Genomic DNA, 14,724 nt, shown 5'->3' on the forward strand with positions numbered 1-14,724 from the left:
TCAGCCCGATCGAGTACGAGGAGAAGCACTACGCCAACCAGGCAACGACCGAACAAGTGAACCTGAAACTACGTCACCCCGCCCTGACCAGCTAGTCAACACCTCCCGCACAGCGGGGGAACCTCACCTACTGCGTCGCGTCGCAGTCCGCGCAGCGGCTCACAGCTGCCCGCTCAAGGTTGCCCTCGGTGGCGCGGAGCGGGCTGGAGGGCGCGAGACGGCGCCATGCCCCGGGCGAGGGGGTGAGCACCCAGCCGTAGACGGGTGGCCGGATGTCGGCCGGTTCGATGTGCGTACAGCCGGGAAGGTGGGCCTTGCCGCTGGCGTGGAGGATGATCGCGGCCAGCGGCCAGCCGTCCCAGTCGCTGGTGGGTGCGCTGCCGCGGGGTGTGCGCGGAGCGCAGTCCGCACAGTTGTGCATCTCATGGCGTTCGCAGTACTGCATGGTGCTCAGCCTGTCAGGCTCCGAGGCGTTGCTCGGTTCGATCCGGCCAACTCCTCTACTCGTACGCGAAGTCGTGGTCGCCCGGTCGACCGGGCGGCTTGAGCGGAAAGCGCGAAGCGCGAAGCTGCCGTCGGGCCGGAATGTGGTCCAGCACACACCGGCCGGAGCGGTGACTCCGCTTCTCGCCGTCGGTCATACAGGCGACACCATCGAAGCGAGTCGAGGGAGGGAGGGCCGCCATGACCGACATGCTCACCGCGGCCCGCCACACCCCGGGCGCTGCGCGGGGGCCCCGGCGGGCGGTGGGGGCCGGTCCTGGTCTGTGTGTTCGGCGTTTCCTTCTGGGGCCCGGCGGCCTTTCCGGTCGACCACTGACCGGCCACTGACCGACCGCCGTTCTCGCAGGCGGCGGCGTCACCATCAAGACCGATCCGACATGAAACGAGGGCAACATGACCGGCGCTGTGAAAGGCCCTGCCAGCTACTTCCCATCCATCGAGAAGAAGTACGGCCGCCCGATCGCCGAGTGGAAGGACCTCATCCGATCCTCCCCGCTGACCAAGCACATGGAGCTGGTCAACTGGTTCAAGTCCGAGCACGGACTCGGCCACGGCCACGCCAACGCCCTCGTCGCCCACACCCTCGCCGAGGACAGCGGCAAGTGACCACACCGGGACGTCGAGGCCGGGTTCGTCGCTCAGGCGCTCCGGCAGGTCGACAAATGATCTCGCGGTGTCCGGTGTGTTCGCGGCGCCGGAGCCATCCTGAACAGCCCCGTTCACCGGAATGGGCCCGCGTTCCTTCGGCAGGCTGGTGTCCGCGCTGTGCCGCGAAGGGTGGAGGTACGGTCCACAAGGGCCGTCCGTGGGCTCCTCCACTGGAGGAACCGGTGCTGATCGTGGCGCATTACCGAGCGACAAACCTGGCGGGCCGTCAGCTCAGAAGAACACCATCGACAGGACCAGCCGAACCTCGACACGGAGCCAGTGCCAGACGTCGGTCACGGAGCCTCCTTCGGTGCCGGATCATCGACCTGCTGCTGCGGCTCAATGCCGAGCAGGGCACGACGCTCGTCCTTGCCACCCACGACATGGACATCGCAGCGCGCTGCCGTGGCGGCCGCCCGCGCCACGCTGCTCGTGACCACCGTGGCCGGCGCCAGCATGGAACCCCACCGCCGCCACGATGACCCTGCTGATGCTGCGCCGGCCGGTGGCCCGCCTCGACCCGGCCGTGTAGTCGTCCTGCGAAGCCCGTTCGGCGCGGCGGGAGAACACCGGGCCGACGAGGTGCGCCACGCCGTGAAGCGCCCCGCCGCGCTGCCCGGCCGGCCGGTGCTTCCAGGGGTCGCCGGCCTCGGAATGCCGGTGCCACGGGGCCGGGTTGCGGTGCTGGGTGACAGCGCGGCGCACAGTTCGGACTCCCGTGACTGGGAGGACTGCTGCGCACCGATCAGATCGTCGGCGTGATCGCGGCCCGCGTGCGCCGGGCGGCAGTTCCCCAGGGCCTTTCATTCGGATCAACCCGCCCCGGGACCGTGAGACCGGACAGAACATCCTGACGCGGGAGCGTTCGGGTGGGCTTCGAGGTCTTGGAAGGCGGTAGCCCAGTCCTCTGCGAGCAGTTCGAGGGCCTGCCGGGTATTCGATGGGAGACCGTCGAACGGCGCGTTTCCGTGGTCAGGACAGACGGAGAGGCGGTGGTGCAGCCAGGTCCCGAAGCCACAGTTTCGTGGCCATGCCACGTAGGCTGCCGCCGTTGGCCAATGCATCAGAGCGGGGGAGCGGGCCGATGAGTCATGAGACGGATGTCTTCCAGCCACTCCAGGCGGCCGACCCGCCTGTGGTGGGTGGCTACCGGCTCGCCGCCCGGCTGGGCGCGGGTGGCATGGGCCGGGTCTACCTCTCGCACACGCCGGGTGGCCGGCCAGTGGCGATCAAGGTGGTACGCCCGGAGCTGGCGGACGACCCGGATTTCCAGCGGCGGTTCGGCCGGGAGATCAGGGCGGCCCAGCGGGTCCGCGGGGCGTACACCGCTGAGTTGATCGACGCCGACGCGGATGGTGAACCACCCTGGCTGGCCACGTTGTACGTGCCCGGGCCGTCCCTGGCCCAGACTGTGGCCCGGCGCGGTCCGCTGGCGGTGCCTGCCGTGTTGTGGCTGATGGCGGGGATGGCCGAGGCGTTGCAGGCCATCCATGCCGAGGGCATCGTGCACCGGGACCTGAAGCCGTCGAACGTCCTGCTGGCCGCCGACGGCCCGCGCGTGATCGACTTCGGTATCGCAGTGTCAGCTGACGGAACCTCCTGCACGGCGACGGGACAAGCGGTCGGCACACCCGCGTACATGGCCCCGGAGCAGGCGTCCGGGACAGAGGTAACGGCGGCGGCCGATGTCTTCGCCCTTGCCCAGACAGCGGCGTTCGCGGCGTTGGGAAGGCCGCTCTACGGTGATGGCCCCGGCGTCTACGTGCTGTACAGCATCGTGCACTCCGAGCCCGACCTGTCTTCGCTGCCCGAGCCCTTGCGTCCGCTGTTCGCCCGGTGCCTGGCCGCCGATCCGGCGGAGCGGGCCACTCCGGCAGAGATCTTGGAGTGGTGCCGGCAGCGGCTGGGAACGGACGCCGACGCGGGCGGGGCACCGGCCGTGTGGCGGGAGATCGGTGGGCAGGACGTCGTGGTTCCGCCACCGGTGCCGGACCCCACCCCGGTGCAGCCGCAGCCGCCGATCGGGTTCCCGCAGCCCCCGGCCGCAGTGCCCCTGCCGGGGGCTGCGGAGCGGAAGGTTCGCAGGCGGCGCATCGCTCTGATCACGGCCGCCGGTCTGGCGGGGGGCGCGCTCCTGGCAATGGCGCTGGCCTTGGCTGTGGCTGTGGCCTGGACGGTACTGGACACGAAGAGCCGGGGCGATCACCGGGATACCGCCGGCTCATCGGCGTCTGCCACGGAGCCGGCCACACGGTCGTCGGCATCCGCGCGGGGGTCCTCGTCGGACTCCGAGGACTCGGCCGATTCCCCGGACTCCTCGGATTCCTCGGACACTTCGGACTCCTCGGACACCTCGGGCTCGGCGGCTCTGGGCACCGGTGAGGACACAGCGGGCCCTTCGTCGTCCTCCCCGGCCTCGCCCCGGGAACCGCGGCCCGAGCCGTACTCCTTGGTAATGCTGCACTCGGAGAACTCGGTGAACCTCAAGAACCCGGCCGAGGAAGCGAAGGGCCGCACGGGGGACATCCGGTTCGGCTGCCGCTTGACCGGTTGCGAACTGGAGGGCGACAAGAGCGTGTTCGTGCAGCTGCCCGGCAAGCCGGGCGGCACGCTCGACGACTGCCGTTGGCTGCTCAAGTCCGAAAAGAACCACCGCCTTCCGCTCGCCGGCGCTGCGAACGGAAGCGAAATCTGCATCAAGGGCCCCGAGGGGGACATCGCACTGTTCGTGATCACGACGAAGTCGACCGCCATGCCGGAAGCCGGCTTCCTCCAAGGTGACCTGACGATCTGGCGAGGAGCGGCCCAGGTGACCGATTAGGCATGTGCGTGTCGATCGGTACGAACGGAGGCCGGTGGCGTCGGGCCCCGGGCGGGCGGAGGGCCACGTGTCGCCGGCAGAGGCCCCAGCTCCCGGAGTCGTTCGCCGATACCGGTGGCCCATACCTGTGCGCACTGGTGCGGCACGGCGGCCTGTACGTCGATCAGGTCCCTGGCGAGTCCGCGGTCGGGCAGTGGGCGGACTTCGGTCCCGACGACATCTTCGAGCGGCGGCACCAAGTCGTGCTCTGTGTGCCGTGTGCCTGGACTTGTCGATTCGCCTTGACGTCAAGTTCGGTTGAGGCTTTAGCGTCAAGCCTCCAGTGATCACCGCCTGATGACGGGAGAAGACCTCATGATCCTCGTGACTGGGGCCACCGGAAATATTGGACGAGCCCTCGTGAAGGAGCTCCAGGCGTTCGGCGCCGGGCCACTGAGGGGGCTCACTCGTGACACCATGCGGGCCGCGTTTCCGGACGGTGTTGAAGCCGTCGAGGGCGACTTGGCCCGGACAGCCTCGTTGAAGCCGGCGCTGGAGGGCGTGCGTTCGCTGTTCCTCGTGTCACGCATGGGTTCGGACGCCGACATCCTCGACGCTGCCGCGCAGGCGGGTGTGGAACACGTGGTGTTGGTGTCGTCCATTACCGTCGAGACTCATCCGCACCTCGGCCCCGCCGACGAGAACCTGGCTGTCGAACGCCTGCTCAAGGACAGCGGCATGGCGTGGACGATCCTGCGGCCGACGCAGTTCGCCTCGAACGCGTTGTGGTGGGCGGAGGTGATCCGCGAGCACGGAACCGTCCGCGTGCCCTACGCGGAGGTCGGCCTCCCCACGATCCACCCTGCGGACATAGCGTCGGTGGCCCGCGTGGCGCTGACCGAGCCCGGCCACCGCGGGCGGACATACGCGCTGACCGGGCCGGAGAGGATCACCGCACGTCAGCAGGTCGGGGCCATCGCGGCAGTACTGGGACGAGAGGTGCCGTTCGCCGAGATCAGCCGACAGGAGGCTCACCGCCAGATGGCCACCTTCCTCGGCGACGAAGCTGCTGACGCAGTGCTCGACGTGACCGGCGGCGATGTCAACGATGAGCTGCTCACAGTGCGTGACACAGTTCCTCGGATCATCGGTTCTCCGGCCAGGACGTTTCATCAATGGGTCTCGGAGAATGCCGCGGCCTTCGCTTGAGCCGACGATCCGGGACGCATTCACCGTTGGCCGACGGCAGGGCGGCCGGCCGTCTTTCTCGAACCGAACTGAGGGAGTCCTGAGTCTCCCGAGGAGACGCTGACCTGGGGAACGACCGGCTGCGGCGTCGAGGTTCATCGTGTCTGTCAGGACACGGGGGCGGCCTGCACGTCCAGGCTCCGGCAGACTGGAGCATCGTTTCGACTGCCGCGTAGTGGCACGCTCCCCGGGCGGACGGCCGAGAGCTGAGCGGGACCGGCCGGGGCCGGCCGGCCGCAGGGCCCCGGTACAGGAGCAGGGCCCGGACCGTGCGTCGCGGACGCGAACCAACAGCGTCCGTGCGTCGCGGTCCGGACCCTGCCCCGTGCGGTGCCGCCCCGCGGCGGCGGTGCGTCAGCTCTGTGCGGTGTCGTCGCCCGCCTGCGCTGCGCCCTCAGCTGCGCCTGCCTTCTCGCGCATCTTGCGCACCAGCTCCGCCTTCTGGTCGGCGGCACCCTTGCGGTCGAGGTTGCGGTGCGGGCCATTGTTCTGCCGCTCGGCGCGGGACAGCCTCTTGCGCTGGCCGCCCCCCATGCCCACGGGGTTGTTGATGTTCTTGCTCACGGTCATGGGTTCTCCCGAAATGATGTGAAGTGATCTACGGATTCATCGGTGGAGGACGAGACGGCTGCCCCCGGCCGACACCGGGCCGACGAAAGGCTTGCTGTGCGGGGCCGACGGAACCTGGGGCCTGTTCATGGAGCGGGTGACGAGAATCGAACTCGCGCTTCGAGCACGGGAATCAACAGGGCTTGGGCAGTTGAGGCGGCCCTGACTTCCGCCTACTCGTGGCGCGGCTTGGATGGCCATGGTCTGTGGAAGCTGCACCTGACCACTGTTGTCTGCTCTGCTGGGCACGGATAGGGCACGTGGGCCGGCGGTGCAACGGCTCCTGCGAGGTATGTGCACCGGGCGGGCCCGCTGGTCAGAGGGGGATGATGCGGAGTTGGTTGCCGCAGAGCCTGGTCATGTCGTCGCTGTCGGAGGTCAGGAGGGCGACGGGTTTCGGCTGGCGCAGGGCGACTTCGGCGACTGTGGCGTCGATGGCGTACTTGTGCCCGTTCAGTCCGGCGGCTTTGAGGAGTTCCGCTGCCGCTTTCGCGGCTTGTTCGGTGACCGGCTCCACCTTGACGCGTGGCAGGGCCCAGTTGAGGCGAGGCATGTTGGTGCGGGAGCGGGTGGCTTCCACGATGGTGTTCGCCCCGATCACCAGGTCGGCTCCCATGTCGTGGAAGACCCGCAGCATTGCGAGGAGCTTGCGATCCTGCGCGATCCAGGCGGAGAGCGCTTCTGAGTCCAGGACGACGGTTTTGACGCGCTCGCTCACGCGGCATCCGCGCCCTTGGAGGAGCCGGCGCCGCCGAAGATCTTCGCGTGGGCTTCGGCGAGCTCGTCGTCGCTGAAGCTACCGTGTTCTTCCTCGTGGCGGCGAAGGGCATCGCCGAGAAGCTGGTACCGGATCTGGCGGGCCACGGCTTCCGCCACGTAGCCGGAGACGTTGTCCGTGAGCTTGCGCAGCTCCGCCACCTGCTCGCTGGGGAGCGTGACGGTGATGCGGGTCGTTGAGGACATGAGTCAAGCATACTCAAGTATGCACAAGGTGGCCCAGGCCCCTGCCCGGCCTTGACCGGTCGAGACTGCATGCTCCGGGCGGAGAAGGGGGTGTTCGCGCTCCGGTTGTCCGCAGTGGGTGAGGACCCGGGGCGGTGCCGCTTGTGGGTAAGCGAAAGGCGGTGGTCTCTGGACGCAGTGCTTGACCGCTGTTGTCCGCTCCGCTGTGCACGGGTGGTGCCATTGCGGCGAAGCCTGCCAAGTTGCATGCTCCGGGTGGGCTGGTGGGCTGGTGGGCTGGTGGGCCAGAGAGGGAAATGTTCCCGCAAGCGGTTCCCGAGCGGAACTGCTCGATGGGGTGTCTCGCGGGGCGCGGGACCGGAGTTCGGCCAGGCCCGCGCCCTCGTTTCCTGAGCCATTGATCCCCCGGCCACGACGCGCCCTGACCGTCTTCAGACTGGAGTGGTCTGCGGCTGCTTCTGGTCAGCCGGCGGTTGCCGCAGGAAGAGGCTGATCAGGAGAACGAACGCGGCGAGGGCGGTGAGTGTGCGCAGGTTGTTGAGTAATTCCCAGCGCCGCAGGATCTCCGCGTGATCGGCCGGGGCCGAGCTGAGCGCCCATTCCTTGATCCGGCCGTTGATCGGCACATTGCCGAGACGGGTGATCAGGAAGGACGCGAGAGTCAGCAGACCTGCCGAACCCGCGATTACCCGGGCGCGGCCGCGTGTCAGCGCCGCGAGAACGAGGGAGCTCAACGTCGACACGGCCATCGCGGCCTGCATGGTGATGCCGTTCGTCTTCATCAGCTCGGCGTGGAACGACAGCCGCATGTCGAGCGGAACCGCGTTGAAGGTGGGGACGAGGTTGGCCGCGCCGTAGCCGAATGCGCCGGCGAGGAGACCGGTAGCGAGCAGGGCGAGCGCCTGGAGGAGGCGGAGACGCATGTTCGTCACCCCTGCGCGGCGACGAATCGGTCGCGCGGTTCGCCGTGGAGGTGGCCCGGTGGGAGCCGTCGGCCGTACGCGAGCAGGAGGAGATCCTGTGCGGCGCCGGACAGAGGCGTGCCGGTGCCGAAGGACCAGTCGAGGTCATCGGCGCGGAGTTCGATGCCGCTCAGGTCGGCTCCGAAGAACTTGAGGGTCCTGGCGTCGATGCTCCCCAGGAGAATGCGCACGCGCTCCTCGGGAACCCGGCGGCCGAAGCCCAGAGCGACTGTGATGTCCAAGCCGTGGACCACGTCGTGGCCCAGGGCCGCCTCGATCCCGCCGACCGGCGGTTTCCAGGGGTGGTCCGCGTTGTCGCCGAGGAATGCGGCGAGCTCCGCCGTTGAATGGGTGGCCGCGTCCTTGTGGGCGCACCGGCTGGTCATCCGGTGGAGGCTGCCTCGCGCCTTGATCAGTTCCCGCGCCATTTTGGGGAGCGAGTACCGGAACCCCATCGTCATGTGGGCCGCGACCTCCCGTACCCGCCAACCCTCGCACAGGCTCGGAGCGTCCCACTCCTCGCCCGACAAGCCGTTCAGCACGACCGCCAGCTCCCGGCGTTCGGCTGCGATCGCGGCTTCGATGTCCGCTGCTGGTCTCCGGTGCGACGTGTTCCCCATGGCCTCAAGGCTCTCGGCAGTCTCGTCATAAGTCCAAGAGGTTGCATGTCTCGCAACTAGAATGATCAGTTATGGATATTCGGCAGCTGCGGTACTTCGTCACGGTCGCCGAGGAAGCCAATTTCACGCGCGCCGCTGCCCGTCTGCACCTGGCGCAGCCGGGGGTGAGCGCACAAGTTCGTCAGCTCGAAAGGGAACTCGGGCACCCGCTGCTCGACCGCTCCGGCCGGTCAGTGACCTTGACGGAGGTGGGTGAGGCCGTACTGCCGTACGCGCGTGCCGCGCTCAGTGCCGTCGAAGCGGTACGGCAGGTCGCTGACGAGTTCACCGGATTGCTGCGCGGTCACGTCACCCTCGGCCTCGTCTCGGGCGCGGCCGCGGCATCTCAGGAGTTCGACCTGGCCGCCGTACTGGCCGGCTTCCACGAGGACCACCCCCAAGTCGAGATCGCCCTGACCGAGGACACCTCGGAGCGGATGCTCACTGCACTGAATCGCGGGGAGCTCGACATGGCCGTGATCGGACTCGCGGACGAGGAGCCCCCGCCGGGTATCTCCGTCCAGCTCCTGGTCGATGAACCCTTGGTCGCGGGCGTCGCCCCGGACGACCCGGCCCTCACGCCCCCGGAGCGCACGAGCATTCCGTTGGCCGAGCTCCGCGACCGTCCGCTGATCAGTCTGCCGCGTGGCACAGGACTGCGCGGGGTACTCGACCGCGCGTGCGGGCAGGCGGCGTTCCAGCCCCGCATCGCCTTCGAGGCCGCCGCTCCGCTGTTCCTCGCACAGCTCGCCGCCCGCGGTCTCGGCGTGGCGGTGATTCCGGCCCTCCCCGCCGGCGCGGCGGCGGCCCTCGGACTGCGGACGCTGGAGATCACCGAGCCGCGGCTACGCGGCCGGGTCGCTCTGGCCTGGCGCACGGACGGCCCCTCCAGCCCCGCGGCCACCGTCTTCCTGGACCTGCTGCGTGCAAACCTCACCGCGCCGGGTGAGGGCCCCGGAGCCCCAACTGGCGCGCCGTGAGGGCAGTCACGGCACGCGAATGGCACACGAGCCCCGAGAGGTCTGGACAGCAACAAAGGCCCTGGTCTCTGACCGGGGCCTTCACCAAAGAGCGGGTGACGAGAATCGAACTCGCGCTGTGAGCTTGGGAATCAGCGGTTCTGGGGCTACCGAAGGCGCTCTGACCTGTGCTTTTCCGTGGAAGCAATGGTTGGCTACGGTCCCTGGGAGCCGTGCCTGACCGCTGTTGTCCGCTCAGCTGGGCACGGATGGGGCACGGTCGTGGCAGTTCCTTCGGCTGCGGTGTCGATGGCGTGCCCGTGCAGCCGGGAGCCTTTGCGGGACTTGCCTGCTGCCTCGGTGGCGGTTAAACGGTTGCGGACGACGGAGACACCTTGTCCAGCATCCTGCGGGTGGCGGTCCCGCGCTGTGCGGAGCGCAGGACCGCGTAGCCGAGGAGACCACCGACGGTGTTGGCGATCAGGTCGTTGACATCGACGGCGCGACCGTTGGCGAAGACGATGTACTGGAGCAGTTGGACGGCCTCGATGCTCAGGCTGATGAGCGCGCAGGCCAGGACGGTGCGGCTCCGGTTGAGCCGGGGGAGGAGCAGCGGCAGGATGAAGCCGAGCGGCATGAACATGATCACGTTGGGGACCATGGTGATGTCCGCCAGGAGCAACGGGATCGGCTGAATCTGCCCGATCCATTCGGCCTGGTTCCGATAATCCCCGCCGTAGATCCACAGAGGGAAGAAGGTGAGTGAGATGACCGCTGAGGCGTAGAGCGCGGTGGCGACGCGCAGCACCAGCGAGCCGCCCTGCCAGCCGGGGAGGCCTCGCCGGTGGCGTACCAAGGCCACGAGGGCGAAGACGGCGAGCGCGGGCCCGAGGATCGCGGCGGTGGGAATGTGGATCTGGAAGTTCATGGGTGCTCCTGAGGTTCGCGTACCGATCGTCTTGAGCGATCGTCGTCCGCTGAGACGTCAGAGCGGATCTGCCGAAGGACGGAGCCTGCGCGGAGCACTACGACTTTTGGCAGAAGGGCTCCCGACCCCGGATACGTACGCTGCCCGTATGGATTCCCCGCATTTCGGCAGACGGTCCTCCCGGATGCGTCGTGTCCTGTTCGCCGCCTCGGCGTCGTTCTCGTCGGGGCGGTCTTGGTGCTGGCGCTCGCCGCCGACCACCGCACCGGTGTCTACGGGTCCGTCCTCGCACGCCAGGCCCTCCTCTCGGCAGCCGCACCCGTTCTTGCCCTCGCGGTCGGGGCGGTGCGCCGGTGGCGAAGCGATCCGCGGCTCATGGCGGGGGCCGGCGCACTGGCCGGGGGCGTGTCCCTCGGATGCAGTGCGTGGATGCATGTCACCGCCGGGTCGCCGGAGGCGCCGGCGCGGCACGCCGACGCCTACACCCTGTTCGAGATCACAGCACTCATCGTGGTGCTGGTCCTCACCGTCCGGTACGGTGCCGCGCTGCCTGCCGTGGGGGCGTCCCTCCTGTTGTGCCTGGCCGCCGTTCTGCGCCCGGTAGCAGTGGAGGCGACGGAGAACAGCCTTGTCCTGGCGCTGCTCTGTACGTTCGCCGTCTGTGCGGGGTTGACCGGGGCGCTCGTGTCCCGGCTGGCAGCCGCTGACCGGCGGCGTCACGCTGAGCAGGTGCGCTTGGAGCAGCGGCTCACCTTCGCCCGGGACCTGCACGACTTCGTCGCGCATCATGTGACGGGCATCGTCGTGCAGGCCCAGGGGGCCCAGGTGGTCGCGGCGTCCGATCCGCAGGTGACGGTCTCGGCGCTGGGCCAGATCGAAGGGGCGGCCTCGGAGGCACTCCGGGCTTTGCGGCACATGGTGAGTGGGCTCCGGACGGAGGCCCCGCTCGTACCGGTGGGCGAAGCGGAACATCTGCGAGCTCTGGTGGCGACCTTCGTGCTGCGGGGCGGCGGACCTGCCCGGCTCGAGGAGGAGGGCCCCGTCGACAGCCTGCCGACAGCGCCCATGGCGGCCGTGCACCGGGTCACCATGGAGTCCCTGACGAACGAGCGTAAGCACGCGCCGGAATCCCGGCACGTCTCCGTGGTGCTCCGAGCCCTCCCCCGATCCGTGGAGATCGACATCACCAACGATCTGCCCGGGGCCGGGGCACCGACGGCGGTGGGGTACGGTCTCGTCGGACTTGAGGAACGCGTCACCGCCGAAGGCGGCTTCTTTCAGGCGGGCCCCGACGGCGGTGGACGCTGGCGGGTGCATGCCCGAATCCCCTTGGAGAGCGCGTGGAGGGACGGCCCGTGATCCGGGTGCTGCTCGCCGACGACCAGGAGATCGTCCGCACCGGTATGTCCATGATTCTTTCCGCCGAGGACGACATCCACGTCGTCGCCCAGGCCCAGGACGGCCTCCAAGCCCTGGAGATGGCCGAACTGCACCGACCGGACGTCGTTCTGATGGACATCCGGATGCCCCGCCTGGACGGTCTGGACGCCCTGCGCCACCTCACCCGGCCCCATGCCGTGCGCCGGCCCCAGGTCGTGATGGTGACGACCTTTGACGATGAGGACTACTTGGCCCGCGCGGTGGCAGCGGGGGCCTGCGGATTCATCCTCAAGGACTCCGGCCCGCGTTTGCTGGCCGAGGCGGTCCGTGCGGCTGCGGTCGGTGACTCGCTGGTCAGCCCTTCGATCACCGTGCGGCTCCTGAAGCAGCTCCGACCGGCCCCCCACGGTCCGGAGCCTGCCACCAAGCTCTCGCCGCGAGAGAAGCAGGTAGTCGTGTTGCTGGCCGAAGGCATGACCAACGCCGAGATCGCCGCAGGCCTGTCCATCACCGTGGGAACGGTCAAAACACACCTCACCAATGTGCAGTCCAAGCTCGGAGCAAGAAACCGCGTGGAGATCGCGGCCTGGGCCTGGCGCAGCGGTCTGATCGGACGCGGAGCCTGAAGCGTCGGCGCCTTGCGCGGAGGCCAGGTGCGTGCGGGCAAGGAAAGGGCCCCGGTCACTGGCCAGGGCCTTTATCAAAGAGCGGGTGACGAGAATCGAACTCGCGCTCTGAGCTTGGGAATCGACGGTTCTTGCGTTGCCCCACGCGGCCTGACCTGCTGATACGCCACCCCACAGGTACTCTTGGCGTTGTCTCGCATGTCCCGAATTCACCGCTGTTGTCCGTCCGGCTGGGCACGGATGGGGCACGAGCGGAGGAGGCCCGAGGCCACGAGACCCTTACATCCAAGCTGAGCAGTCCTCCAGCGTGATATCCGCGACGGCCGCGTCCGTGACGTCTTCCACGTCAGGGATGTAAGGATGAATTTGTCGGGACGCGGCGGCAGGAGGTTGCTTTCGAGATGAGGAGTGCCTCTCCGGTTTCGACTAAGAAGGGGGAGGTATATGCATCCATCTGAATATCACTGACATTCTCGTGCGCCTTCCGAAGGCAGGTTCATGCGTAGGTCATCAAAATCCATCGGTACGCTCCATGGTTTTTCGCACCGCACCCATCAGCTCTTCATCTGATAGGTCGTCAGGATCTTTGTGGGCCGGATCGATGGAATAGTCTTCCAACAGTGAGAAGATCTGATCGAAAGCCGTGAGGAGTGGGTCGCGGAGCCTCTCGCCGTTATTCTGGGATGTGCGGCGGGCGTCTAGCCAGCCGCGGGCGAAGTCCGCTCCGCTGATGGACCCCACGGTGAAGGCCTGCATCAGATTCACCTGACGGGCAGCGCCTGTTCCGGCGGGAATTTCCCGTGCGCGGGCCCAGGCAATGTGGCGGGGGGAAAATGACTGCGAGATGTCCTTGAGTTCAGGCCATCGCTTGGCTGCGGCGCGGACGTATCGTCCGAAGCGGGCTCGCCCTCCGTCCACCCCTTCCGGGACGGCGCCCTTGAGAAATCCTGCTGTTCCTGCCACTAGCACGTACCCAGGGCGAGGGAACAGAATCGCACCCTGCCGGTCCGACGAGGCAAGGAGGAGGGGAGGACCGACTCCAGCCAATTCCGATGCCGCTATGTCTGGTGCAATCAGACGCCAGGTTCGGCTAGCAGTTTCGGACCCCATCGCCATCACTAGTACAGCGTCCGCTCCTCCCGTGCGGCAGCCTTCAGCGATGCGCTGGACTAGAGCGTCGTCCACGCGCGAGCCGGCAGGCGCCGGAACGACGAGCTTGGGGCCGACGGCCAGCCAGGCCGAGTTGTAACCCCCGAGGCTGGACAAAATCCCCAGCTGATCGGAGTTTGCTTCGCCCGGGATGTTGTAATCAGTCACCAGAGGAACCCCTTGTCGATGATGTCCTTAAATTGTTTGTCTCCCAATTTCCAGGCCGACCAAAATTTCCCGTCCGCGTGGAGCATCACCATTTTTTGGGTGGCTGGATTAATAAAGCCCACAGCTTGCCCCTGACCTCTGTAATCAAAGCGGTGAATTTTTGTCCCGTCCGCGGTCATATGGGAGCGCATGCTTTCTTCGAATCGCTTCAGGTTTGCTCCATTCAGATTGCCTTTCGCGTCCAAAAAGTCGTCGCCATGTGCATGAAACTTCTTGCTCATTACTTTCTGGCTCGAGAAGTCTGCCTTCTTTTCCCAGCCGCCGCGAGGGCAGGGGGCGAGGCCGAGTGGGTCGGACGATGAGTGGGGGTTGTGAACATAGGTGAATGCGTTGGGTGCCGGTGTGAGGCCGAGCGGATCCGGGGTGAGATAGCGAGCAGTCTCGGGGTCGTAGTGCCGGTTAAGATTATAGTGGAGGCCGGTCTCGGGGTCGTGGTATTGGCCGGGGAAACGGAGTGGGGTGTAAGCGGTATTGGTTTTTCCCCAGGCGGTGGTGCCCCAGAGCGTTGTCCGAGAGCGCCAGGCGAGATTTCCGGACTCGTCAACGAGTTCGGCGGGAGCACCAATCAAGTCCGTGGCGATCGCGAAGAAGCGTTCGTCTGTCGTCGATGGATCGGTGTCCGCAGCAATGATGCGTTCGTGCTGGGCCATGGGGCGTGTGCCCTGGTGGTCCCAGGTCAGAACGACCGGGCGGGGGAGGCTCGGGGAGGTGGTCGTCTGCTCGCAGAGGGTAGCGTCGTCCCAGGTGAAGCGAGTTTCCTCGACGACGGTCAATCCGTCGTCGCCAAGGCGTTGCTTGGCGGTGCGCCGGCCCAGCGGGTCATACCGGTAACGCCATCGTGTCCCATCCGGTGTAGTGACGGCGGTGAGACGGTCCTCGACGTCCCACGAGTATCGCCAGGTGTCGGGCCTCCTGGAGAGGCGGGTCTTCTGGCGCAGGGTGATGCGACCAAGAGCATCGTGCTCGTAACGGACCCATCCGGCACGCGTGATGGCCGTGCCGACGTACGCACGGGGCCCGGTGGCTTCGCTGCCCGGATGAGAAGCCGGCCATGAGGCGGT

General features: G+C 67.7%; 15 protein-coding genes and 2 pseudogenes. 6 read left to right on the forward strand and 11 right to left on the reverse strand.

Annotated features, from left to right (window positions below):
- Positions 1-127: 127 nt before the first annotated feature.
- Entirely contained in the window at positions 128-445 is a 318-nt protein-coding gene (locus tag E6P78_RS22190; protein ID WP_136205393.1) for a hypothetical protein, read from the reverse strand.
- A gap of 452 nt (positions 446-897) precedes the next feature.
- On the opposite strand from E6P78_RS22190, the gene E6P78_RS22200 reads away from it, so the two are divergent.
- On the forward strand, positions 898-1,110 hold the full coding sequence (locus E6P78_RS22200) for a DUF4287 domain-containing protein (protein WP_136205394.1): 213 nt from the start codon (positions 898-900) through the stop codon (positions 1,108-1,110).
- A gap of 335 nt (positions 1,111-1,445) precedes the next feature.
- Here E6P78_RS22200 and E6P78_RS32895 read toward each other — a convergent pair whose 3' ends face one another.
- Positions 1,446-1,610, reverse strand: a complete 165-nt coding sequence (locus E6P78_RS32895; RefSeq protein ID WP_168712679.1) for a hypothetical protein — start codon at positions 1,608-1,610, stop codon at positions 1,446-1,448.
- A 626-nt stretch (positions 1,611-2,236) separates the two neighbouring features.
- On the opposite strand from E6P78_RS32895, the gene E6P78_RS22210 reads away from it, so the two are divergent.
- Positions 2,237-3,973: a serine/threonine-protein kinase gene (locus E6P78_RS22210; RefSeq protein ID WP_136205472.1), complete on the forward strand. Its 1,737-nt coding sequence runs from the start codon at positions 2,237-2,239 to the stop codon at positions 3,971-3,973.
- Here the strand turns inward: E6P78_RS22210 and E6P78_RS34020 are convergent.
- Positions 3,970-4,224: pseudogene (locus E6P78_RS34020) on the reverse strand (hypothetical protein); the annotation flags it as partial. The gene E6P78_RS22210 and the pseudogene E6P78_RS34020 overlap by 4 nt on opposite strands.
- Before the next feature lie 103 nt (positions 4,225-4,327).
- On the opposite strand from E6P78_RS34020, the gene E6P78_RS22215 reads away from it, so the two are divergent.
- Positions 4,328-5,161, forward strand: a complete 834-nt coding sequence (locus E6P78_RS22215; protein ID WP_136205395.1) for an NAD(P)H-binding protein — start codon at positions 4,328-4,330, stop codon at positions 5,159-5,161.
- 393 nt (positions 5,162-5,554) lie between these two features.
- Here E6P78_RS22215 and E6P78_RS22220 read toward each other — a convergent pair whose 3' ends face one another.
- The 5 genes from E6P78_RS22220 to E6P78_RS22240 all read right to left on the reverse strand — a co-directional run bounded on the left by E6P78_RS22220 (position 5,555) and on the right by E6P78_RS22240 (position 8,354).
- A complete protein-coding gene (locus E6P78_RS22220) occupies positions 5,555-5,770 on the reverse strand; it encodes a DUF6243 family protein (protein ID WP_136205396.1) in 216 nt (71 codons plus the stop codon).
- Between the two features lie 355 nt (positions 5,771-6,125).
- Positions 6,126-6,527: a PIN domain-containing protein gene (locus tag E6P78_RS22225; protein ID WP_136205397.1), complete on the reverse strand. Its 402-nt coding sequence runs from the start codon at positions 6,525-6,527 to the stop codon at positions 6,126-6,128.
- Complete coding sequence (locus E6P78_RS22230) at positions 6,524-6,772, reverse strand: type II toxin-antitoxin system CcdA family antitoxin (RefSeq protein ID WP_136205398.1); 249 nt, start codon at positions 6,770-6,772, stop codon at positions 6,524-6,526. The genes E6P78_RS22225 and E6P78_RS22230 overlap by 4 nt, the downstream gene beginning before the upstream one ends.
- Positions 6,773-7,203: 431 nt before the next feature.
- Positions 7,204-7,695: a DUF1772 domain-containing protein gene (locus tag E6P78_RS22235; RefSeq protein WP_136205399.1), complete on the reverse strand. Its 492-nt coding sequence runs from the start codon at positions 7,693-7,695 to the stop codon at positions 7,204-7,206.
- Positions 7,696-7,700: 5 nt separating this feature from the next.
- Complete coding sequence (locus E6P78_RS22240; RefSeq protein ID WP_136205400.1) at positions 7,701-8,354, reverse strand: maleylpyruvate isomerase family mycothiol-dependent enzyme; 654 nt, start codon at positions 8,352-8,354, stop codon at positions 7,701-7,703.
- A gap of 71 nt (positions 8,355-8,425) precedes the next feature.
- Here E6P78_RS22240 and E6P78_RS22245 point away from each other — a divergent pair, with 71 nt between their 5' ends.
- Positions 8,426-9,373 (forward strand): LysR substrate-binding domain-containing protein, encoded by a 948-nt coding sequence (locus tag E6P78_RS22245; protein WP_136205401.1) that lies wholly within the window; start codon positions 8,426-8,428, stop codon positions 9,371-9,373.
- A 346-nt stretch (positions 9,374-9,719) separates the two neighbouring features.
- Here the strand turns inward: E6P78_RS22245 and E6P78_RS22250 are convergent, their stop codons facing one another.
- On the reverse strand, positions 9,720-10,280 hold the full coding sequence (locus E6P78_RS22250; RefSeq protein ID WP_136205402.1) for a VanZ family protein: 561 nt from the start codon (positions 10,278-10,280) through the stop codon (positions 9,720-9,722).
- A 237-nt stretch (positions 10,281-10,517) separates the two neighbouring features.
- Between E6P78_RS22250 and E6P78_RS22255 the strand changes: the two genes are divergently transcribed.
- Positions 10,518-11,639 (forward strand): histidine kinase, encoded by a 1,122-nt coding sequence (locus E6P78_RS22255; RefSeq protein WP_240799326.1) that lies wholly within the window; start codon positions 10,518-10,520, stop codon positions 11,637-11,639.
- Positions 11,621-12,286, forward strand: coding sequence for a response regulator transcription factor (locus tag E6P78_RS22260; RefSeq protein ID WP_206307879.1), 666 nt, complete (start codon positions 11,621-11,623; stop codon positions 12,284-12,286). Before E6P78_RS22255 ends, E6P78_RS22260 begins: the two co-directional genes overlap by 19 nt.
- Before the next feature lie 510 nt (positions 12,287-12,796).
- Here E6P78_RS22260 and E6P78_RS22265 read toward each other — a convergent pair.
- Positions 12,797-13,603 (reverse strand): colicin immunity domain-containing protein, encoded by an 807-nt coding sequence (locus E6P78_RS22265; protein WP_240799318.1) that lies wholly within the window; start codon positions 13,601-13,603, stop codon positions 12,797-12,799.
- Positions 13,600-14,721 (reverse strand): annotated as a pseudogene (locus E6P78_RS22270) (RHS repeat-associated core domain-containing protein); the annotation flags it as partial. The pseudogene E6P78_RS22270 and the gene E6P78_RS22265, both read right to left, overlap by 4 nt.
- Positions 14,722-14,724: the final 3 nt, after the last annotated feature.

The organism is Streptomyces sp. A0958 (genome assembly GCF_004795035.1).
Lineage (GTDB): Bacteria > Actinomycetota > Actinomycetes > Streptomycetales > Streptomycetaceae > Streptomyces.